At 65.7% G+C, this 20392-nt stretch carries 17 protein-coding genes; 6 read left to right on the forward strand and 11 right to left on the reverse strand.

The features are described 5' to 3' along the window. Positions 1 to 146: 146 nt before the first annotated feature. Entirely contained in the window at positions 147 to 629 is a 483-nt protein-coding gene (locus tag ASD75_RS05800) for a DUF4124 domain-containing protein (protein WP_056058397.1), read from the forward strand. Between the two features lie 19 nt (positions 630 to 648). Here the strand turns inward: ASD75_RS05800 and ASD75_RS05805 are convergent, their stop codons facing one another. Beyond that, positions 649 to 1782 carry a sterol desaturase family protein gene (locus tag ASD75_RS05805; protein WP_056743951.1) on the reverse strand — a complete coding sequence of 378 codons (1134 nt, stop codon included), beginning with the start codon at positions 1780 to 1782 and terminating at the stop codon, positions 649 to 651. A 118-nt stretch (positions 1783 to 1900) separates the two neighbouring features. Between ASD75_RS05805 and ASD75_RS05810 the strand changes: the two genes are divergently transcribed. Further along, positions 1901 to 2389: an acyl-CoA thioesterase gene (locus ASD75_RS05810; protein WP_056058237.1), complete on the forward strand. Its 489-nt coding sequence runs from the start codon at positions 1901 to 1903 to the stop codon at positions 2387 to 2389. 88 nt (positions 2390 to 2477) lie between these two features. On the opposite strand, the gene ASD75_RS05815 is transcribed toward ASD75_RS05810, so the two are convergent. The 7 genes from ASD75_RS05815 to nirB all read right to left on the reverse strand — a co-directional run bounded on the left by ASD75_RS05815 (position 2478) and on the right by nirB (position 12070). Continuing rightward, complete coding sequence (locus ASD75_RS05815; RefSeq protein WP_056743954.1) at positions 2478 to 3182, reverse strand: type IV pili methyl-accepting chemotaxis transducer N-terminal domain-containing protein; 705 nt, start codon at positions 3180 to 3182, stop codon at positions 2478 to 2480. A gap of 241 nt (positions 3183 to 3423) precedes the next feature. Next, a complete protein-coding gene (gene cobA / locus ASD75_RS05820; protein WP_056743955.1) occupies positions 3424 to 4257 on the reverse strand; it encodes a uroporphyrinogen-III C-methyltransferase in 834 nt (277 codons plus the stop codon). After that, positions 4254 to 5177 (reverse strand): DNA-binding protein YbiB, encoded by a 924-nt coding sequence (ybiB, locus tag ASD75_RS05825; protein WP_056743957.1) that lies wholly within the window; start codon positions 5175 to 5177, stop codon positions 4254 to 4256. The genes cobA and ybiB overlap by 4 nt, the downstream gene beginning before the upstream one ends. Before the next feature lie 168 nt (positions 5178 to 5345). After that, positions 5346 to 8192: a nitrate reductase gene (locus tag ASD75_RS05830; RefSeq protein ID WP_056743959.1), complete on the reverse strand. Its 2847-nt coding sequence runs from the start codon at positions 8190 to 8192 to the stop codon at positions 5346 to 5348. A 127-nt stretch (positions 8193 to 8319) separates the two neighbouring features. Continuing rightward, on the reverse strand, positions 8320 to 8721 hold the full coding sequence (gene nirD / locus ASD75_RS05835) for a nitrite reductase small subunit NirD (RefSeq protein WP_056743961.1): 402 nt from the start codon (positions 8719 to 8721) through the stop codon (positions 8320 to 8322). Between the two features lie 68 nt (positions 8722 to 8789). Next, positions 8790 to 9602, reverse strand: a complete 813-nt coding sequence (locus tag ASD75_RS05840) for a type IV pili methyl-accepting chemotaxis transducer N-terminal domain-containing protein (protein WP_056743962.1) — start codon at positions 9600 to 9602, stop codon at positions 8790 to 8792. 20 nt (positions 9603 to 9622) lie between these two features. Beyond that, on the reverse strand, positions 9623 to 12070 hold the full coding sequence (gene nirB / locus ASD75_RS05845; RefSeq protein WP_056743964.1) for a nitrite reductase large subunit NirB: 2448 nt from the start codon (positions 12068 to 12070) through the stop codon (positions 9623 to 9625). 332 nt (positions 12071 to 12402) lie between these two features. Between nirB and ASD75_RS05850 the strand changes: the two genes are divergently transcribed. Then, the gene (locus ASD75_RS05850; RefSeq protein WP_056743966.1) at positions 12403 to 14184 is read left to right on the forward strand and encodes a bifunctional protein-serine/threonine kinase/phosphatase; all 1782 of its coding nucleotides are present in this window, start codon (positions 12403 to 12405) and stop codon (positions 14182 to 14184) included. A 187-nt stretch (positions 14185 to 14371) separates the two neighbouring features. On the opposite strand, the gene ASD75_RS05855 is transcribed toward ASD75_RS05850, so the two are convergent. Continuing rightward, positions 14372 to 15586, reverse strand: a complete 1215-nt coding sequence (locus ASD75_RS05855) for a nitrate/nitrite transporter (RefSeq protein WP_056743968.1) — start codon at positions 15584 to 15586, stop codon at positions 14372 to 14374. A gap of 488 nt (positions 15587 to 16074) precedes the next feature. Here ASD75_RS05855 and ASD75_RS05860 point away from each other — a divergent pair, with 488 nt between their 5' ends. The 3 genes from ASD75_RS05860 (at position 16075) to ASD75_RS05870 (ending at position 18536) form a co-directional block, all read left to right on the forward strand. Beyond that, positions 16075 to 17724, forward strand: a complete 1650-nt coding sequence (locus ASD75_RS05860; protein ID WP_056743970.1) for a methyl-accepting chemotaxis protein — start codon at positions 16075 to 16077, stop codon at positions 17722 to 17724. Between the two features lie 89 nt (positions 17725 to 17813). Then, complete coding sequence (locus ASD75_RS05865) at positions 17814 to 18020, forward strand: hypothetical protein (protein WP_156400949.1); 207 nt, start codon at positions 17814 to 17816, stop codon at positions 18018 to 18020. Positions 18021 to 18038: 18 nt separating this feature from the next. Next, positions 18039 to 18536, forward strand: a complete 498-nt coding sequence (locus tag ASD75_RS05870) for a MarR family winged helix-turn-helix transcriptional regulator (protein WP_056743974.1) — start codon at positions 18039 to 18041, stop codon at positions 18534 to 18536. A gap of 50 nt (positions 18537 to 18586) precedes the next feature. Here ASD75_RS05870 and ASD75_RS05875 read toward each other — a convergent pair whose 3' ends face one another. Next, a complete protein-coding gene (locus ASD75_RS05875; RefSeq protein WP_056743976.1) occupies positions 18587 to 19363 on the reverse strand; it encodes an enoyl-CoA hydratase-related protein in 777 nt (258 codons plus the stop codon). A gap of 23 nt (positions 19364 to 19386) precedes the next feature. After that, positions 19387 to 20379, reverse strand: a complete 993-nt coding sequence (locus ASD75_RS05880) for a tripartite tricarboxylate transporter substrate binding protein (RefSeq protein ID WP_056058282.1) — start codon at positions 20377 to 20379, stop codon at positions 19387 to 19389. Positions 20380 to 20392 lie beyond the last annotated feature (13 nt).

The following is a 20392-nucleotide window of genomic DNA, read 5'->3' on the forward strand; positions in this document are numbered from 1 at the left end:
GCACCGGGTTTCTACCGGGGGCGCGTCATCTTAGGGACATGTGTCTATCCACCCATGGCTCTGTCGGCACCCGCGCGAAACGGTGCGATTCGCCCCGCCCCATGCGGCGCGGTAGCATGTGGCATGGACCTGCCGAGGACAACACCATGACTTTGATCCGCTACGCCCTCTGTGCTCTGGCGCTGGGCTGCCTGGCCCCCGCCTGGGCCATCAACAAGTGCACGGACGCCAATGGCAAGGTGTCGTTCCAGGACGCGCCTTGTGCGGGCGAGGGCGAGAAGATCGACGTGCGCCCCACCACCCGTGGCGCCACCCCGGTGCAGCCCCCCGTAGCGCCTTTGGCCGAGGGCGCGTTTGGCCCCACCTGGCAGCGCAAGAACTACCTGCAGACCCAGGGCATCCCCCAGGCGCGCGCCGCTATCGAGCGCAACCAGCGTGAATGCACAGCCCAGCCCAATGCCGTGGCCACGGCAGGGCCGCTGCGGCGCGGCAACCTGCCGTCGGGCAACCAGTTTGTGCAGGAGGGCGCGGAAAAGGCCGCCGATGCCAAAGCCGCGTGTGAAGAACGGACCGAGGCCCTGCGCGAGCAACTGCGGGTGCTGGAGCGAGAGCTGGCGGCGATGCCCTAGCCCTGTACCTAACGAGTCCTCATCCCTTCCAGGTGAACGGAAACTTGAACTGCTTCACAAAGCCGTTGGGCACGTAGTCGCCCAGCACGCCATAGTGCTCGGGCCAGAGCTTGGTGCTTTTGACGGCGGTGCCAAACAGGTAGTCCAGAAACGCGAAGTGCGCGGCGTAGTTCTTGTCCAGCGCCTCCTGGTCCTGGCTGTGGTGCCAGTGGTGGAAGTTGGGCGTGACCAGCACGTAGCGCAGCGGCCCAAGTCGCACGCTCACATTGGCGTGGTTGAACACGGCCTGGAAGCCCACCACCACGATGTATGCGTCGATCACTTCCTTGCTGAAGCCCAGCACATAGATGGGGGCCAGCACCAGCGTGCGGGTGATCAGCAGCTCCAGGATGTGCTGGCGCGAGCCCGCCATCCAGTCCATGCTTTTGACGCTGTGGTGCACGGCGTGCAGGCGCCACAGCAGGGGCACCTCGTGGTAGGCGCGGTGCGTCCAGTACTGCACCAGGTCGGCCACCAGGATGATGAGGAACAGTGCCACCCAGAAGTTCAGCCCCTGCACCCAGCCGCGAATGCCGTCGCTCGCCGCCCAGCCAAAGAACTTGTGCACGATGAGGTTGGTGGCCAGCAGCACAAAGCCCACCACCATGTGGTTGACGATGAAGTGGTGAAAGTCCGTCTGCCACTCGGCGCGGAAGATGGGCTGGTCCTTGCGCAGCGCAAACAGCTTCTCGATGAAGATGAAGATCAGCGAGCTGCCCAGCAGGTCCAGGATGAACCAGTCGAGGCCGATGTAGGGTGTGTTGTCGGGGAAGTTCGGGTCCACCTCCACCTTGTGGCCGCCCAGCAGCGCGGCAATCGCCACGATGGCAAACGCAAAGGTGGCCAGCCAGCGGGCGCGGTTGAACAGGATGTTGACCAACGAGATGCCGCCCGCAATTGCCATGGCCACCAGCATGATGTTGCGTATCACCGCCACGTCGTAGCTCTTGCGCAGCTGCGGCGTGGTGAGGTACTCGGGGAAGTGAAAGGCCAACACGCCCAGAAGGCACAGGATGGCCAGCGTGAGTGCAATCACGCCCGACACCAGCCCCTTGCCGGTGCGCAATGCGCCGTGGCTTTCGGTGAATTCGTTGAGTTTTTCTAGTTCGATCATCGGTTCCTCCTCGCACCCGGTCAGCAGGTGCTGCGCGAGTGTAGCGAAGCTGCCACCCGCTGTGCACCGGGCTCAACTTGCACGCGACGCAGCACACGCAGCTTTCTAAAATCGCTGCATGAACATCCCTTCACACCAACTCAGCATGACCGTGCTCATGTCGCCCGACATGGCCAACTTTTCGGGCAACGTGCACGGCGGCGCCATCCTCAAGCTGCTGGACCAGGTGGCGTACTCGTGCGCCAGCCGCTATTCGGGCTGCTACACCGTGACGCTGAGCGTGGACCAGGTGATGTTTTTGCAGCCCATCCATGTGGGCGAGCTGGTGACGTTTCTGGCCAGCGTGAACTACACAGGCAGCTCGTCGATGGAAGTCGGCATCAAGGTCGTGGCCGAAGAGATCCGTTCGCAGGTGGTGCGGCATGTGAACAGCTGCTTTTTCACCATGGTGGCGGTGGATGAGGCGCGCAAGCCCGTGCAGGTGCCGCCACTGTCGCCTTCCACCCCCGACGAACGCCGCCGCTGGGACGCTGCGGTGATCCGCAAGACGCTGCGCAAGGAACTGGCACAGCGGTTTCAGCAAGTGCGAGAAACCGCCGGGCAGTAAGCCGTTGAGTGGGCGCCTTGAATGGACGCCTTCCAAGGCCCTGGGCGCATCGCCCCGGGCCTTTTCTCTGCCCCTCACGCTGTGCTGCTCAGGCCGCGTTGCGGCTGCGTCCGGCCAATGACACCGCCTGCAGGGACAGGCCGTCAATTTCGTTGGTGATGCCTGACAGCACATTGGCCACCACCGCAAACTCGCGCCCGTGCTGCCCGGCACGCGCTGCCATCACCTGGGCGTTGAAGCTGACCACCTTGGCCTCGCGTGCCACGGTCTGGATCGAGGCCACGATGCCGGCCAGCTCTTTCATCAGGGTTTCGGACTGCGCCTTGCTCACCTGGTCGAACGCGGTGGTGGCCGTGTTGAGTGCGTCGAGCACACCGTCGGTGGTTTCGACCAGCCTAGCCAGGGCGTCTTCCACGCGCGGGCTCTGGCGCTCGGCCAGGTCCAGCGCCGTGCCCACCTGCTGGGCAAACGCGTCGATGGTGGCGCCCACACCCTGGGGGCCGTGATAGGCCTTGCGGATGATTTCGCCGCTGGCGGCATCGAGGTGGCGGGGCGTGTCGACCAGCCGGGCCTGGCTGTCGGTGAACAGCGTGAGCGAGCTGCGCGCGGCCTTCAGGTGCAGGTCGCTGCCGCGCGCGGCCAGCACGGTTTGCAGCACCATGCGCTGCGACAGCATGCGCTGGCGCGCTGCAAGATTGACGAGCGACATGCCCCCATCGCGCGATGGAGCCTGTGCAGGGGACGACAGCGTGGGCATGCTGGAAGTGCGTGCGGGGAGGGGGAAGGCTGCCATGGTGTTCCTTGTGCGTGTTGCATTCAGATGCATGTCTTCAAGCAATACCCGGGCCAATGTGCGTACAGCTGCGTGACCCAATGCGGTGCTGTGGAGCGGGAGGCCAGGCTTGATGAAACACGCGGCTGCGCAGCGCGTGGGCGTGCACTGAAGCACATTGGTTTGCGCTCGCGCACGGTGCATCCCCGACCTGCGCAGCGCGCAATCGGGACTGTGGAATTGTGGGGGTCGTTGTGTGTGCTCAGCCCGCGCGCCGGGCCTGCAACGGCACTGCGCCAGCGTCCTGCACGGCCAGTGCGACACCACGCACCACATCGCCCACCACAATCACCGAGGGGCTGGCCAGCCCTTCGCGGGTGATGGTGGCGTGCAGCGCTCCCAGGGTGGTGATGGCATGCCGCTGGTGGGGCAGGCTGGCGTGCTGGATGACGGCGACCGGTGTGTCTGCAGGCAGGCCGGAGAGCAGCTCTTGCTCGATGGTGGCGGCGCCGCTTACGCCCATGTAGATGACCAGCGTGAGCTTGGCGTCGCGCGCCGTGGCGGCCAGTTGGCGCCAGTCGGTGCCCGCGTCACCGGGCTTGGCGTGGCCGGTGACAAACACCACGCCATGGGCATGCTCACGGTGCGTGAGCGGTGCGCCCAGCGAGGTCAGGCCCGCCAGGCCTGCGGTGATGCCGTTGATGACGGTGACCTGCACGCCGGCGGCACGCAGGTGCTCCACCTCTTCGCCACCCCGGCCGAAGATGAAGGGGTCGCCGCCCTTGAGGCGCACCACGTTCTCCCCTTCGTTCACGGCCATCAGCATCAGCTTTTCGATGAAGGCCTGTGGCGTGCTTTTGCAGCCGCCGCGCTTGCCCACGTAGACGATGCGCGCCGTGGGCGATGCGTGCTCCACGATGGCATCGCTCACCAGGTCATCCACCAGCAGCACGGTGGCCGCCTGGATGGCCTTGAGCGCCTTGAGGGTGAGCAGCTCCGGGTCGCCCGGGCCTGCGCCCACCAACGTGCAGCTGCCGCCGGTGCCCAGGTGGGGTGGGGGTGTGGGCGATGTGGTGGAAGGCGTGGGGCGGCTCATGGGGATGTCTCCGAAACGGTTTGATCGACCAGTCGCAAGATATGTTCCACCTGCCGTTCGATGGCGTGTGGAATGGGCAAATCGCCCGCCAGCACCTGGCGCGTGTAGGCGGCTGTGGTGGCCACATCGATCTCGGCGGGCAGACCGGGCACCTCGCTGGCCGTGCCCGGTTGTTGTGCCTCCAGCACCGTATGCACGCCGTGCACAAAACCGTCGTAGCGGGGGGTGCGGCGTGGGTCCGTGGCGACCTCGCCCTCCAGCCCGCGCGAGAGCAAGGCGTTCATCCCCAGGGTGCGGAAGGTGCTCTGCAGCATCTCGAAATATTCGGGGTGTGTGTACGCCGTGACCACCACCGACGGCCCCGCGCACGGGCTCATCAGCTTGACCACACTGTGCCCTGGGTTGCGCAGGCCCACCACCTCGCGCACGGCCAGCAGGCGTGCCAGCCCTGCGTGCAGGTGCTGGGTGTGGATATGGCGGACCGTGCCATTTGCTATCTTTTCAGGAGCTGTCAGGGCAGGTACTTCTAGCGCATTGAGCACATCCGATGCCAAAACGCGCCGCGCCTCGGTGCGCATGCCGTGCAGCAGCACGGGCAACCCTTCACGGGCCAGCAGCAGCGCCAGCAGCGGCGTCAGCACCGGCAGCTTGCGTGCGCCGTTGTAGCTGGGCAGCACGATCAGCGGGCGGTCGCTGGCGGGCAGCAGCGCCAGGCGGCTGTGCGTGGCATCCAGAAAGCCGCACATCTCCTCGGACGTCTCGCCCTTGATGCGCATGGCCAGGCAGAAGGCGCCAATCTCCAGGTCGGTCACGGCGCCATCCAGCACCTGGCCGAACAGGTCCGTGGCCTGCTCGCGCGTCAGCGGCTTGGCGCCGCGCGCGCCGCGGCCGATTTCCTTGATGTACTGGCTAATGCCCATGGCTTTTGTTGGCGGGACTTGTGAAACAGGGCGCCAGCGTCGTTGTTTCGGCTTGCCGTACAGGCGTACTGTCTGCGCCGAAAGCGCCTAGCTGGAGCCCTGTTGCACAAGTCCTGGTGGGGTTTGTTGGTTCGAGGGCTATTTTCCTGCAAGCAAGAGAACTTTTGGTTATATGACGGCCTGCGCGAGCGGTTTGGATGCCAGCGGTCCCGTGGATCTCACCATTCGCTTGAGTTCGGGCACGCACGAGCCGCAGTTGGTGCCGCAGCGCAGTTGGCCTTGCAGTTGCGCCAGTCGGTCGTCGTCGGTGCCATGGCAGTGCGCCAGTTGGGCGGTGATGGCGGCGTCTGTCACGTTGAAGCAGGTGCACACCGGTTTGCCGCGCGACTGCACGGCCACGGGGGCCTTGGCGCCGGGCACCAGCAGCAGGCGGCCGTAGGTCTGTGCAGGGAGCTCTTCCTGCAGCAGGGTCTTGAGCCAGCCTTCGGCGCTGGTGTCGCCAGCGAGCACGATGCCTTCGAGCGTGGTGTTGTCGCCCTGGCGCGCCAGCCGTGCGGCGCGGCGCTGGCCGCGTTTTTTGTCGGCATAACGCAGCGTGTCGGCGCCTGCCATGCCCAGCAGGGCCTCGATCTGTGCAATCAACGCATCGGGCGGTGCCTCGTGGGCGGCAGCGCGCAGCAGCACGCCAGTGCGCTCGCGGCCGGGCTCATCCAGCGGGGTGTTGTTGCTAAAGGGGACGCAACTCGTGTACTGAAAATAGGGAAACTGCGCCATCAGCGCAGACAAGGCTTCGCGCGCTGCCAGTGCACCTTCGGCAGGCAGCCAGGCCATGGCCAGTAGCGTCCACGGCAGTTCGGCCTTGAGCACCTTGACGGCCGCGTGTTTCAGCTCGGGCTGTTTGGAGGTGGGGCAGAACGCCGAGGTGGTGAGCGCATTCACACCCGCCAGCCGCTCGCCGGTGGAGGACACGCCGCTCAAAAATTCGCTGCCCCAGTGCATCGCCATGAACACCTGCGACAGGCCCAGCGTGGTGTCGGCCTGCACGGGCACCACGATGGAGCCGCGCTTGCTGGTCACATGCACCAGGTCGCCGCTGGCCAGCTTGCGCCGCTCCATGTCCTGCGGGTGCATCTGCAGGCTGGGTTCGGCCACATGGCCAAACAGGCGGCCCAGCGTGCCGGTGCGGGTCATGCCGTGCCACTGGTCGCGCAGCCGGCCCGTGGTCAGGCTGAAGGGGTAGCGCGATTCGCGGGGCTCGGCGGTGGGTTGCCATGCATGCGCAGCAAAACGCGCGCGGCCGTCGGCGGTGGGGAACACGCCATCTTCGTACAGGCGGGCCTTGCCGGTGGTGGTGCCATCCTCCAGTGGCCACTGCTGCGGGCCTTGGGCTTCGAGCATCTCCCAGGACAGCCCCGTGATGTCCAGGTCACGCCCGCGTGTGCTCTCGCGGTGCTCCTTCCACACGGCTTCTGCGCCCATATCGGCAGCGTCTGTGGCGTAGGGGAACAGCGTGGGTGCACCAGGCCGCAGGCGTGCCTCCAGCTGGTGCGCAAACTGCACCGCAATGGCCCAGTCGTGGCGCGCCAGGCCGGGTGCGGGCACGGCAGTGCGCACGCGCGAGATGCGGCGCTCGCTGTTGGTCACCGTGCCGGTCTTTTCACCCCAGGTGGTAGCGGGCAGAAGCAGGTCGGCGTAGTTGCAGGTGGCGGCTGTGGCAAAGGCTTCTTGCACCACCACAAACTCGGCGCGCTGCAGGGCGCGGCGCACGGTGGCCTGGTCGGGCATGCTTTGCGCGGGGTTGGTGCAGGCAATCCACAGGGCCTTGATCTCGCCGTCGGCAGCGGCCTGGAACATCTCCACCGCCGTCTTGCCGGGCTTGGATGGCACATCGGCCACGCCCCACAGCGCGGCGACTTCGGCGCGGTGCTGCGGGTTGGCCAGGTCGCGGTGGGCGCTGAGCAAGTTGGCAAGGCCGCCCACTTCGCGCCCGCCCATGGCGTTGGGCTGGCCCGTCAGGCTGAAGGGGCCCGCGCCGGGTTTGCCGATCTGCGCGGTGGCCAGGTGCAGGTTGATGAGTGTGGCGTTCTTGGCGGTGCCGCTGCTGCTCTGGTTCAGGCCCTGGCAGTAGAGGCTCAGGGTCGCTCTGGAGGTGGCGAACCATTTGGCGGCGGTGGTCAGGTCGGCCACGCTGATGCCGCAGGTCTGCGCCACGCGCTCGGGCGTGGCGTCGCGCACCAGGGCCTTGAGTTCGTCAAAGCCCGTTGTGTGGGCGGCGATGTAGGCGGTGTCGACCCAGCCCTCCCACAGCATGATGTGCAGCATGCCGTTGAACAGCATCACGTCGCTGCCGGGCTGGATGGGCAGGAACAGGTCGGCCATGCCCGCCGTGTCGGTGCGGCGGGGGTCGGCCACGATGACCTTCATGCCCGGGTTGGCGGCGCGTGCGTCTTCGATGCGGCGGAACAGGATGGGGTGGGCCCAGGCCGCATTGCTGCCCACGATGAACAGGCACTGCGCGTGATTCACGTCGTCGTAGCAGGCGGGCGGCGCGTCGGCGCCCAGCGTTTGCTTGTAGCCGGCCACAGCGCTGCTCATGCACAGGCGCGAGTTGGTGTCGATGTTGTTGGTGCCGATCAGGCCCTTGGCGAGCTTGTTGAAGACGTAGTAGTCCTCGGTGAGCAACTGGCCGCTGACGTAGAAGCCCACGGCGTCAGGGCCGTGCTGGGCGATGATGTGGGCGAACCGGCCGGCCGCCAGCGTCAGTGCGGCATCCCAGGTCACGGGCAGGGCGGCTTCGCTGCGCTGTGCGCGTTGCAGGGGGTGCAGCAGGCGGGTTTGCAGGGTGACCGGGCTGGTGGCTGTGAGGTGCAGGGTCGAGCCCTTGGTGCACAGGCGGCCAAAGTTGGCGGGGTGTGTGGGGTCGCCGCGCACACCGGTGATCTGGGTGCCCGTGCTTTCGATGATCACGCCGCAGCCTACGCCGCAGTAGGGGCAGGTGGATTTGGTTTCTTGCATGGCGTGGTTGGGGTTGTTTTGGCCTCAGGCGCTAGTGCATGTTGCGCTGTCAGCTATTGTTTTGATAGTGTTGTCGTGTCCTCGCCGGGTACGCATGCGGCGCCTGGGGCGCAACACTCTCCGCCGCTCACACGCCCACCGTCCTGCGCGCAGGCCCTGCGATGGGGCGCGTCAAATCCGTGGCCACCGTCGCCATCTCGCTCGCGTCCAGGTACACCGCGCCGTCTTCCACCTTCACGGCAAACTTCGGCGTGCAGCCCTCATCGGGCGCCGAGGCCTGGCCGTCGCACAGGCCAATGGTCCAGTTGTGCAGGGGGCACGCCACATGGGTGCCAAACACGATGCCCTGGCTCAGCGGGCCGCCCTTGTGCGGGCAGCGGTCCAGCAGCGCGAACACGCCACCGGCGTCGTTGCGGAAGATGGCCACGTCCAGGCCCTGGGGGCGCGCCACGCGGCGTGAGCCCAGCACGGGGATGTCGTCCACCCGGCAGATCAGCTTCCATTCAGGGGTTGGGTTGTTGGTGGTCATGGGAATCGTCCTTGGTGTTGTTCGGTGGGATGTCGGGGGCGCGCAGGGGGCCGTTGCAGGACAGGCCTTCAGCTGCTGCCCAGCGCTGCATACAGGCCGGTCACGCGGTCCATGCTGGCGAGCAGGTTTTCGCTGCTCACAAACACTTCAGACACCTGGCGGAAGGTGTTGTTGCTGGTGCCCAGGCGTTGCAACGCGGCGTCAAAAAACACCCACTGGCCATCGGCCAGCAGCAGCTCTTGCCGGATGCGATCGGTGGCCTGTGGGGCATTGCGCAGCAGCTCGGTGGCGCTGATGAACTCGTCACGCGCCTTGGCGATCTCGGTGGTGGCGGTGGAGGTGTCCACCCCCAGCATGGCCGACAGGCAGAACTTGGCCATGCGCTGGCTCAGCATGCGCTGGCGGCCTGCCACGTTGACCAGCTTGCCCACGGGCTTGCCCGAGGCGGCTTCGTACTGCACGGTGCCCTGGTGGGCCAGGGCCAGCACCTTGGCGTCGGCCTGCAGCAAGGCGGCAGCGCCGTCGCGCGACGGGCTGGTGCCCAGCAGCGTGGCCTTGTGGTCGGTCCAGGCCGATTCCAGCTTGGTGTAGGTGTCGCGGATGGTGGGCGAGGGCGCGTAGGCCTTGAGTTCGCCCAGCTGGCGCTCGAACAGCGCCAGCGACTGGTCCAGCACGGCGCGTGCAGCAGGCGTGTCGGATTTGTGCGCCAACGCCAGCCAGGCCTTGCCCATGCGCTGGCTCAGCATGCGCTGGCGACCTGCCTTGTTGATGGCGTCGTTCAGGTCGGTGACCTGGGCCTGGGCGGTGCCCAGCGACATGATGCCCAGGGTGCTCCAGGCCGTGGTGTAGCCGGCGGCGGTCAGCAAGGTGCGGCGTTGCATGGTGTGGGGCTCCGGGCGCTTCAGGCAGCGGTCAGCGGGGCAAACTGGCGCGTGTCCACGGCTGCCTTGTCAAACTCGAACCAGGGGTCGGGCTCGCCGTCCAGCGCGAACTGCAGCTGCTCCCACAGCGCCTTGCGGCCTTCGTGGTCTTCCAGAATGCGCTTTTTCACATAGTCCAGGCCCACGCGGCTCACGTAGTGCACGGTGCGCTCCAGGTACCAGCCTTCCTGGCGGTACAGCTCGCAGAACGCGCCGGTGTACTCCAGCACTTCCTCGGCTGTTTTCAGCTTGGTGAAGAAGTGCGCCACCTCGGTCTTGATGCCGCCGTTACCGGCCACGTACATCTCCCAGCCGCTGTCCACGCCGATGATGCCCACGTCCTTGATGCCGGCTTCTGCGCAGTTGCGCGGGCAGCCGCTCACCGCAAACTTGACCTTGTGCGGGGCGTACATGCGCCACATGGCGCGCTCCAGGTCCTTGCCCATCTGGGTGCTGTCCTGGGTGCCCATGCGGCACCACTCGCTTCCCACGCAGGTCTTCACGGTGCGCAGTGCCTTGGCATAGGCATGGCCGCTGGGCATGCCGATGTCCTTCCACACGTTGACCAGGTCTTCCTTCTTCACGCCCAGCAAATCGATGCGCTGGCCCCCCGTGACCTTGATGGTGGGGATGTTGTACTTGTCGGCCGCGTCGGCAATGCGGCGCAGCTCGTCGGCCGTGGTTTCGCCGCCCCACATGCGGGGGATGACGCTGTAGGTGCCGTCTTTCTGGATGTTGGCGTGGCTGCGCTCGTTGATGGCGCGGCTTTGCGGGTCGTCCTTCGCGTCCTTGGGCCAGGTGCTGATGAGGTAGTAGTTGACGGCGGGGCGGCAGGATGCGCAGCCGTTGGGCGTCTTCCACTCCATGAACTTGAACACATCGCCAATGCTCAGCAGCTTGTTGGCGCGGATCGCGTCGCGCACCGCCTGGTGGCCGTGGTCGGTGCAGCCGCACATGGCCTTGGTCTTTGGCGTGGCGCTGTAGTCGCCACCGGCCGTGAACATGATGATCTGCTCGACCAGGCCCGTGCACGATCCGCACGATGCGCTGGCCTTGGTGTGCTTGCGCACTTCATCCAGCGTGAACAGGCCCTTGTCCTTGATGGCCTTGCAGATGGCGCCCTTGGTCACGCCGTTGCAGCCGCAGACCTCGTCGCTGTCCTGCATGGCGGCGGCCTTGCTCTGGCCCTGGTGGCCGGTGTCGCCCAGGTGCGATTCGCCAAACATCAGCTTGTCGCGAATGTCGGTCACGCTGCGGCCATCGCGCAGCAGCTTGAAGTACCAGCTGCCGTCCACCGTATCGCCATAGAGGCAGGCGCCCACCAGCTTGTCGTCCTTGATGACCAGCTTCTTGTACACGCCGCCAAAGGGGTCGCTCATCACGATCTCTTCGGTGTTGTCGCCACCCTGGAAGTCGCCCGCGCTGAACAGGTCGATGCCCGTGACCTTGAGCTTGGTGGAGGTGAGCGAGCCCTGGTAGCGGCCGATGCCGAACTCGGCCAGGTGGTTGGCCAGCACTTTGCCCTGCTCGAACAGCGGGGCCACCAGGCCATAGGCAATGCCCCGGTGTGCCGCGCATTCGCCCACGGCATAGATGCGGGCGTCGGTGGTGGTCTGCAGCGTGTCGCTCACGACAATGCCGCGGTTCACGTGCAGGCGCATCTTTTCGGCGAGCTGCGTGTTGGGGCGGATACCCACGGCCATCACCACCAGGTCGGCGGGCACTTCGGTGCCGTCCTTGAACTTGACGCTGGCCACCCGGCCTTCGGCATTGCCCACCAGCTCCTGGGTCTGCGCACCCATCAAAAAGCGCATGCCACGGTCTTCCAGCGACTTCTGCAGCATCTTGCCCGCCACGTCATCGAGCTGGCGCTCCATCAGCGAGGGCATCACATGCACCACGCTCACGGTCATGCCGCGCTTCATGAGGCCATTGGCGGCTTCCAGGCCCAGCAGGCCGCCACCGATGACCACCGTGTGCTTGTACGTGGCGGCTGCGTCGATCATGGCCTGTGTGTCGGCGATGTCGCGGTAGGCCAGCACGCCTTTCAGGTCCTTGCCGGGCACGGGCAGGATGAAGGGGTTGGAGCCCGTGGCCATGATGAGGCGGTCGTACTCGGCGGTGATCACATCGCCGTCCTTGCTGCTTGCGCTCACGACGCGGCGCACGCGGTCCACATCAGTCACTGTGAAACCGGTGTGCAGCGTGATGTGGTTGTCGGCGTACCACTGCCAGTCATTGAGGATGATCTCGTCGATGGTCTGCTCGCCAGCCAGCACCGGCGACAGCAGAATGCGGTTGTAGTTGGGGTGCGGCTCGGCCCCGAAGACCGTGATGTCATACAGATCGGGGGCAATCTTGAGCAGCTCTTCCAGCGTGCGCACACCGGCCATGCCGTTCCCCACCATCACCAGTTTGAGCTTTTTCATCGTGACTCCGTCGGTTCCATCGCCTGGGCGATGCAAAAAACAAAAAAGGCGTCCACACGATGCAGCTCCGACATTCCATCGAAACCGCATGTGGGGACGCCTTCGTCCATACAACCCCTTGGTGCGCCGTTGCACCGCTGAATTGCGTGGCCCAGCTGGGCCGTTGCTTCGGGTAAGCAATGCCCGTGCCAGAGTTTGTGCACTGATGTGGGGTGATCCGGTGTTGTCCGCCCTGCAGAGGGCGGAGTTTTGGGTGTTGACGGGTGGCTCGGCTGCGCGGTGCGGTGCGTGCATGCACCACCTTGGGCATGGAACCTGCATGGAGGTGGTGCATGAGTTTTGAACTGGACATCGGCCATACCTCGCAGGCCGGGCGCAACGAAGTCAATGAAGACTTTGCCGCCCTGGTGCAGGGGCAGGGGCGCGACCGCGAACGCGGCGCCATCGCTGCCATTGCCGATGGTGTAAGCACCGGCGGCAAGGGCCGCGAAGCCGCACAGACCACGGTGAACACGCTGGTGAACGACTACTTCGCCACGCCCGACACCTGGGACACCACCGTGGCGCTGGACCGCATCCTGAGCGCGCACAACGGCTGGCTGGCGTCGATGAACCGGCGCCGCCAGCCCGCCGTGGGCCTGACCACGCTCACCGCCGTGGTGCTGCGCGGCCAGTCGTACACGCTGGCCCATGTGGGCGATACGCGCGCCTATCTGCTGCGGGGCGGCCGGCTGCAACTGCTGACGACCGACCATGTGATGGCGCAGCGTGACCTGGCGCACCAGCTCACCCGCGCCATGGGCCTGGACGACCATGTGGTGGTGGATTACAGCCAGGGCGAACTGCACAGCGGCGACTTGCTGGTGCTGCTGTCCGATGGCGTGCACGGCAGCCTGCCCGAGCGTGAACTGCGCCAGTTGCTGCTGCAGCCGCAGGATGCCAACACCCCCAGTGCCGCCTGCGCCCAGGCGCTGAGCGAAGAGATCACGCGCGCAGCCTTGCGCCGGGGCAGCACCGACAACGTGACCGCGCTGGTGGTGCGGGTGCAGGGGGCGCTGGAAGCCACCTTGCAGGATGAGTCCCGCCGGGCGCAGCACTTGCCAGTGTTGCCGCTGCTCAAGGTGGGCGAGCCGGTGGATGGCCTGGTGGTGACCGCGCTGGTGGCCGACAGCGGCGTGCACCGCATCTACCAGGTGCGCGACCCGGCCACACAGCGGCTGTACGCGCTCAAGACGCTGGTGCCCGCCCGCGCGCACGATGCGCAGGAGCGCGCCACTCTGGCGCATGAGGCCTGGGTGGCCCGGCGCATGCAGTCCGGCCATGCGGCGGTGCACCTTGCGCGCCTGAACACCTGGCCGCCAGAGCAGGGCGGTGCAAGCCCCGGCGCCAGTGCGTTTTATCTGCTCTATGACTGGCATGCGGGCCAGACCCTGGGCCAGCGCCTGCGCGGCCGCCAGCACCTGGGCGTGCCGCAGGCCGTGTCGGTGGTGATGCAGGCTGCGCAGGTGCTGGGCTGGCTGCATCGGCAAGGGGTGGTGCACCGCGACATCAAGCCCGACAACCTGCACCTGGGCGACGACGGCGTGCTGCGGGTGCTGGACCTGGGCGTGGCCCTGTCGGGCCGCGAGCCCGAGGCCACGCGCCGCCTGCACGCAGGCACCCCCAGCTACATGAACCCCGAGCAGTGGCCGGGCTATGAAAAGAACGGGGACCCTGCCGGCCAGTTGCCCGATGCGGGCAGCGATCTGTTTGCCCTGGGCGTCACGCTGTACCAGCTGCTGAGCCATGGGCGCCTGCCCTATGGCGAGGTGGTGCAGTACCAGCTGGGCCGCTACCACCGCGACCCGCTGGCCCCCAGCCGCCACAACCCCAGCGTGCCCATCTGGCTCGACCAGATCGCCTTGAAGGCCGTGGCCCGCCAGCGCACACAACGCTTTGAAACCGCCGAGGAACTGCTGCTGGCCCTGGAGCGGGGGGCTTCGCGTCCCTTGTCCGCCCCTGGCCCGCAGCCGCTGATGCAGCGCGATGCCACGGCGCTGTGGAAGATCGCGCTGGCGGTGAGTGTGCTGGTGAACCTGTTGCTGGTGTATTGGCTGCTGTTTCTGCCGCGATGAGAGCGATTGATTTGCTATTGAAAATATAGCTATCGATGCATATGAGAAATGCGCTTGGTGGCGATTGGGCTTGAAATGTGGGGTGGCCGGCGCGTTGACTGACTACGGACGTTCACGCGCCCCGGGCGCGGCCACCCTTCTGGCGAAAGTGTGGCAAGCGCTGTTGCGCTTACTTGCTCAACGCAAGTCATGCGCTGCGCGCACGGCCGCCCTTTTCCGCCCACGTACGGGTCCAGCGGATCTGCATGACCCGCAACAGCACCAGCATGGCAGCGGCGCACACCGCAATGCCCACAAAGCCCCACAGGTAGGTGCCGGTGTACTGGCGCGAAAAGCCCATGCCGTTGGGGATGAGGCCGCCACCCAGCGCGCCGATCTCGCCAATCATCGAGCCGGCGACGGCCGTGGACAGCGGCCAGCGCAGCGGCACCAGCTGGAACAGCGCGCCGTTGCCCGCGCCCAGTGCCGCAAAACACACCAGGAACAGCAGCATCGTCACCGGCAAGGAGTTTTCGGCCAGGCCGCACAGCACCATGCTCACGGCGGTGATGGCCAGCACACCCGTGAGCGTGTTGACGCCGCCCCAATGGTCGGACAGCCAGCCGCCCATCACCCGCAGTGCCGCACCCAGAAAGGCGGCCAGCATGGTCAGTTGCCCTGCCTGCACCTTGCTCACGCCAAACTGGTCGTAGAAGTAGCTGGGCAGGAAGGCCGTCAGACCGATGAAGCCGCCAAAGGTCACGGCGTAGATCAGGCTGAACGCCCAGCCGTCTTTTTCAAAGAGACAGGCAATGTGTTCGCGAAACGTGGCGTGGGGCGCGAGGTCCGGCGGTTCCTTCGCATACACCGCCATCACCACGGCGGGCACGGCCACGCTCACGGCGGCAAAGCCATACACCGCCTGCCAGCCAAACTTCTGCGCCAGGGCAGGCGCCAGCAGCGCTGCCACGGCAGTGCCCACATTGCCTGCGCCCACGATGCCCATGGCCAGGCCCTTGTAGCGCGGTGGAAACGAGCCCGAGCCCAGCGACAGCGCCACGCCAAAGCTCGCCCCCGCCACGCCCAGCAGGATGCCCAGCGCCAGCAGATCGTTGAAGGTGTGCACGAACAGGTAGCCATAGCCCATGGCCAAAAAGATGCCGGCCATCTCGACCAGCGTGGCGCGCTTGCGGCCGATGTACTGCGCCAGGATGCCCAGCGGAAACCGCATCAGCGCTCCCGCAAAAATGGGAATGGATAGCGTCATGCCCATCTGGGTGGGGGAGAGCTGGAAGCTCTCGCGGATGAACGGCGCCATCGCACCGTTGATGACCCACACCGCGCACGAAAAGCCGAAGTACAGAAACGACGCCCACAGCGTGGGTGCGTGGCCGGATTTGAGGAACTCTCTGAAGTAATGCATGGGTGTGAGTGCAAAGGGCTGAGGGGGTGACCCCTTCGCCCGGCCAGAAAACAAAAAGGCGTCCACACGGACCGCGCGGGCTGACCAGCCCCAACGCACTCCATGAAGACGCCAACGTCCTGTTCGCCCAATCCGCCATTGCACCGGGCTGACATGCGGCCAGCGTTGGCCGCGCCTTATGGCAAGCAATGGCTATGCCAGTGCCGATATGGGGGAGGGATTTTGAGGAAATTGCCAGGAAGCGCTTGTAAATTAAGCACTTTTAGCTATCAAAAATGAAGCGTATTTTCTGCCAAGTGCTCACTTTGGTGCATTGCAGCGGAGTGCGACGCACAGTGTTGGTGTTGCGCACTGAGTTGGTGAGTTTGCGATGGAGATGCCATTTTTCTGTTTCAAATCCATGGCCTTCGTCATAGGATGTGTTCGGCTTTTCCACTGCCGTGTTGCCCGGTCAGGGAGCATCAAGGCATCTACGAAATGGGGTTCCCATGCGCGTCAATCTGCCGGTCAGCCAGCACGAATATGCGTTTCCCAAGGGCCAGACTCTGGTGTCCACCACGGACCTCAAGGGCCGCATCCTGTACTGCAACCCGATGTTCATCGAGGTCAGCGGCTACGAAAAGGAAGAGTTGCTGGGCCAGCCCCACAACATCGTGCGACACCCCGACATGCCCGAGGAGGCCTACCGCGACATGTGGGAGACCATCGCCAAGGGCATTCCCTGGTCGGCCCCGGTCAAGAACCGGCGCAAGGACGGCACGTTTTACTGGGTGATGGCCAATGTCACCCCGCTCATGCAGGGCGACCAGCCCACGGGTTACATGTCGGTGCGCACTGAAGCCACGCGCGAACAGATCCAGGCGGCCGAGTCGCTGTACAAGCAGATGCAGGCCGAAAAGCAGGCGGGCACGCTGGTGCACCGGCTGTCGGCCGGGCAACTGGTCAAAGACACCCTGTGGGGACGTGTGGCCCGGGCTCTGGCGCTGGGGCCCATGGGCAAGATGATGGTGTGTACCTTGCTGCTGGTGGTGGCTTCGTGGTGCGCCGCCTTGCTGGGCGGGCACACGCTGTCGCTGGCGTCAGGGGCCGCGTGGCTGGGGGTGGTGGTGCTGGCGCTGGGCATGGCGGTCTACCTGCACCAGGTCACGGTGGCGCCGTTGTCGCAGATGCTGCTGTGGGCCAACCGCATGGCCGCGGGCGACCTTACCCAGAAGATATCGGCATCGCGCAGCGACACGGTGGGCCAGCTGCAAAAGGCGCTGGCGCAGCTCAACGTGAACCTGCTGTCCATCGTGCGGGACGCCCGGCAGGAGAGCGAGCACATGCAGGTCTCCACCCGCGAGATTGCCCAGGGCAACCAGGACCTGTCGTCGCGCACCGAGGCGCAGGCCAGCAACCTGCAGCAGACAGCCGCGTCGATGGAAGAAATCACCGGCACCGTCAAGCAAACCGCCGAATCCGCGCGCCAGGCCACGGTGCTGGCGACCCAGGCCACCCAGGTCACCGAGCGCAGCAGTGCCGCTGTGGACGGTGTGGCCAGCACCATGAAGCAGATCCAGGCGGCATCCGGCCGCATCAGCGAGATCACGCAGCTGATCGACTCCATTGCCTTCCAGACCAACATCCTTGCCCTCAACGCCGCAGTGGAGGCTGCGCGCGCCGGGGACCAGGGGCGGGGCTTTGCGGTGGTGGCCTCCGAGGTGCGCAGCCTGTCGCACCGCACGCTCTCGGCCGCCAAGGAGATCCGTCAGCTCATCGACGACTCGGCCACCAAGGTGACCGAGGGCCATGAAAAAACCGACGCTGCGCAGAAAACCATGACCGAGTCGCTGGAGTTGGTGCGCCGGGTCAACACACTGATTGGTGAAATCCACAGTGCTTCCAACGAGCAGCTCAGCGGCATCTCGCAGGTCAACTCTGCCGTGGCACAGCTGGACACCATCACGCAGCAAAACGCCGCGCTGGTGGAGGAGAACGCGGCCTCGGCCATGCAGCTCAATGGCCAGGCGCAGACCATGACCGAGACCGTGCAGGTATTCCGCATCGACGCGTCGGCACCCGCCCAGTCGCGCGATGCGGTGGCGCTGCGCAAGGAGATGAAGGCCTCATCCAGCAGCCCGGCGCTGGCGGCGGCCTGAGCCCACACAGCCGCATGCGCTACAGCGCGCGATGACGGTGTTGTCGCCCCTATGGTCCGCCCGCTCGCAGTGCCGAGGGCGTTGGCCCGTTGCGCGACCGCTTTCGGTGGGTTGTGGATTTCGATGAGCAGCAGATCGCCAATGATTGTGTTGCGCACCGGGTGCTTGAATTCATGCAGTCCGAAGGGCAAGAGGCAAAGCCGGTGGTTGGGTTGATCGTGATGGTGTGGTGCGGGGTGGATGTTGAAGTGAGACAATATGTTGACTTGATTGCCGCGCGGTTGCAGTCTGCATAACCCACTAAGAACTCACGCATGCACCACCCTGATTCCAAAGCACAGATCGCCCGTATGGAGCTGGCTAACCGGTTGTTTTTTCGGCTGTATCAATGTGCGAACTTGTTGCATAAAACCGGTTCGCGAGCGGTGGAGAGCGAGGGGCTGACCACGCAGCAATGGGCGGTGCTGGGTGCCCTTTCGCGCGAGGAAGCGCAGCAGGGTATGGGGGTGAACGAGCTGGCGCGCTACCTGTTGGTCAGCCGCCAGAACCTCGCGGGGGTGATTGGACGCCTGGAGCGCGATGGCCACATCTGTATGGAGACCGATGAGAAGGACCGCCGCTCCCGCCTGATCAAGATGACCGAGTCCGGACGCATGACGTGGCTGGTCAAGGCCCGGCCCAAGATCGATGCATATTACGAGCAGGCGCTGGACGAATTCTCGGTGGGAGACATCACCCACACGCTGCACTACCTGCTCAAGCTGCTGGACAACATGCAGCGGCTGGATACTGGCGCGGAGTCCGAGGGCTGAGCCTGCTAAGGACTTCCCGCTGCCGGTTGGGGGCGACCGGGGCCTTCAGCTCAGCGATGTTCGAACGCGGGGGCGCGTTTGTCCAGGAACGCGTGCATGCCCTCGTGGGCGTCGGCACTGGCAAAGCGCTCGTACAGCGCATGGCGCTCAAACAGAATGCCTTCGGTCAGCGGGCTTTCCCAGGCGCGGTTGATGGATGCCTTGATGGCCATGAGTGCGGGCAGCGAGAAGCCGGCAATCTGCGCCGCGAGGGTGAGCGTGCGGTCCAGTAACTCGGCGTCGGGTACGACGCGCGAGACCAGACCATAGCGGTCGGCCTCTTGCGCATCGAGCATGCGGGCCGACAGACACATGTCCATCGCCTTGGCCTTGCCGATGGCGCGCGGCAGGCGCTGCGTGCCCCCCGCGCCCGGCAGCATGGCGAGCTTGATTTCAGGCAGCGCGAACCGGGCTGATTCAGCGGCAACGATGATGTCGCAGGCCAGGGCCAACTCGCAGCCGCCGCCCATGGCAAAGCCTGCCACGGCCGCCAGCACCGGTTTGCGCACTTGGCGAATGGTCTCCCAGTTGCGGGTGATGAAGGCGCCCCGGTACACATCCATGAACGACCAGTCGGCCATGACCGCAATGTCGGCACCGGCCGCAAATGCCTTGGTGCTGCCAGTGAGGACGATGGCGCCGACATCGTCTTCCGCATCGAAGGCCAGCAGGGCGGCGCTCAGCTGGTCCATCAGGGCGTCGTTGAGTGCGTTGAGCTGCTGGGGCCTGTGGAGCGTGATCACACCCACCCGGCCCCGGGTTTCCGTCAGTACCAAAGCGTCATTCATGGTGGGTGTGGCGGGTGGCCGGGTCAGTCGATGTTGATCTTGGCTTCCTGGATCAGGCCAGACAGCAGCTTGGTCTCTTCGGTCAGAAGGGTGCGGAACTCGGCGTTGTCCAGGCCCACGGGCTCGGCGCCCAGCGATTCATAGCGGTTCTTGGTGCTGGGCAGGGCCAGCACCTTGGCGATCTCCCGGGCCATGCGGGCCGTGACGTCTGCAGGCGTGCCATTGGGGGCCCACATACCAAACCAGATGTCCAGCTCCGCACCCTTGAAGCCCAGCTCTGCCAGCGTGGGCACGTCCGGGAAGAACGACGACCGCTTGGCCCCTGCCACGGCCAGCATGCGTACCTTGCCTGCGCGCACGTGCGGGAAGGCAATGCCTGGGTCAAAAACATAGTCCGCCTGGTTGGCCATCACATCCTGCAATGCAGGCGCTGCGCCCCGGTAAGGGATGTGCGTTGCAAACACGCCGGTGACCTTCTTGAACAACTCGCCCGCCAGGTGCGGTGGCGTGCCGGGGCCTGCGGAGGAGTACGACAGTTTGCCCGGGTTGGCGCGGGCATAGGCCACAAACTCCCTGGCGTCCTTGAAGGTGGACTGGGGCTTGACCACCAGGTACATCTGGCTGCGGCCCACGCCCGCGATGGGCGTAAGGTCCTTGGCCGGGGCAATGCTCTGCTTGAAGAGGAAAGGGTTGGCCGTTTCGAACGAAGTAGGCGCAATCAGGAAGGTGTGGCCGTCTGCAGGTGCGCGAATCACTTCGGCCGCTGCCACGTTGCCGCTGGCGCCAGGTTTGTTGTCCACCACGACGGGCTGGCCCAGTGCTTCGGTGAGCGACTGGGCCATGACGCGTGCCATCACATCGGTGGTGCCGCCTGGGGCAAAGCCGACCACGATCTTGACCGGCTTGGTGGGCCAGGCCTGCGCATGCGCCGTGCCGATGGCGCCCAAGGCACAGAGTGCCAGGGCGGCAGACTGGATGAGGCGTCTGCGGATGGGGGAAGGTTGGCGTGTAAGCATGTCGTTGTCTCCT

It is taken from the genome of Acidovorax sp. Root568 (genome assembly GCF_001427445.1).
GTDB lineage: Bacteria > Pseudomonadota > Gammaproteobacteria > Burkholderiales > Burkholderiaceae_C > Acidovorax > Acidovorax delafieldii.

Excerpts from the sequence above, each read along its gene's own strand:
- ASD75_RS05800 (WP_056058397.1), top strand. The coding sequence starts at position 147 with ATGACTTTGATCCGCTACGCCCTCTGTGCTCTGGCGCTGGGCTGCCTG.
- ASD75_RS05805 (WP_056743951.1), bottom strand. The coding sequence starts at position 1,782 with ATGATCGAACTAGAAAAACTCAACGAATTCACCGAAAGCCACGGCGCA.
- ASD75_RS05810 (WP_056058237.1), top strand. The coding sequence starts at position 1,901 with ATGAACATCCCTTCACACCAACTCAGCATGACCGTGCTCATGTCGCCC.
- ASD75_RS05815 (WP_056743954.1), bottom strand. The coding sequence starts at position 3,182 with ATGGCAGCCTTCCCCCTCCCCGCACGCACTTCCAGCATGCCCACGCTG.
- cobA (WP_056743955.1), bottom strand. The coding sequence starts at position 4,257 with ATGAGCCGCCCCACGCCTTCCACCACATCGCCCACACCCCCACCCCAC.
- ybiB (WP_056743957.1), bottom strand. The coding sequence starts at position 5,177 with ATGGGCATTAGCCAGTACATCAAGGAAATCGGCCGCGGCGCGCGCGGC.
- ASD75_RS05830 (WP_056743959.1), bottom strand. The coding sequence starts at position 8,192 with ATGCAAGAAACCAAATCCACCTGCCCCTACTGCGGCGTAGGCTGCGGC.
- nirD (WP_056743961.1), bottom strand. The coding sequence starts at position 8,721 with ATGACCACCAACAACCCAACCCCTGAATGGAAGCTGATCTGCCGGGTG.
- ASD75_RS05840 (WP_056743962.1), bottom strand. The coding sequence starts at position 9,602 with ATGCAACGCCGCACCTTGCTGACCGCCGCCGGCTACACCACGGCCTGG.
- nirB (WP_056743964.1), bottom strand. The coding sequence starts at position 12,070 with ATGAAAAAGCTCAAACTGGTGATGGTGGGGAACGGCATGGCCGGTGTG.
- ASD75_RS05850 (WP_056743966.1), top strand. The coding sequence starts at position 12,403 with ATGAGTTTTGAACTGGACATCGGCCATACCTCGCAGGCCGGGCGCAAC.
- ASD75_RS05855 (WP_056743968.1), bottom strand. The coding sequence starts at position 15,586 with ATGCATTACTTCAGAGAGTTCCTCAAATCCGGCCACGCACCCACGCTG.
- ASD75_RS05860 (WP_056743970.1), top strand. The coding sequence starts at position 16,075 with ATGCGCGTCAATCTGCCGGTCAGCCAGCACGAATATGCGTTTCCCAAG.
- ASD75_RS05870 (WP_056743974.1), top strand. The coding sequence starts at position 18,039 with ATGCACCACCCTGATTCCAAAGCACAGATCGCCCGTATGGAGCTGGCT.
- ASD75_RS05875 (WP_056743976.1), bottom strand. The coding sequence starts at position 19,363 with ATGAATGACGCTTTGGTACTGACGGAAACCCGGGGCCGGGTGGGTGTG.
- ASD75_RS05880 (WP_056058282.1), bottom strand. The coding sequence starts at position 20,379 with ATGCTTACACGCCAACCTTCCCCCATCCGCAGACGCCTCATCCAGTCT.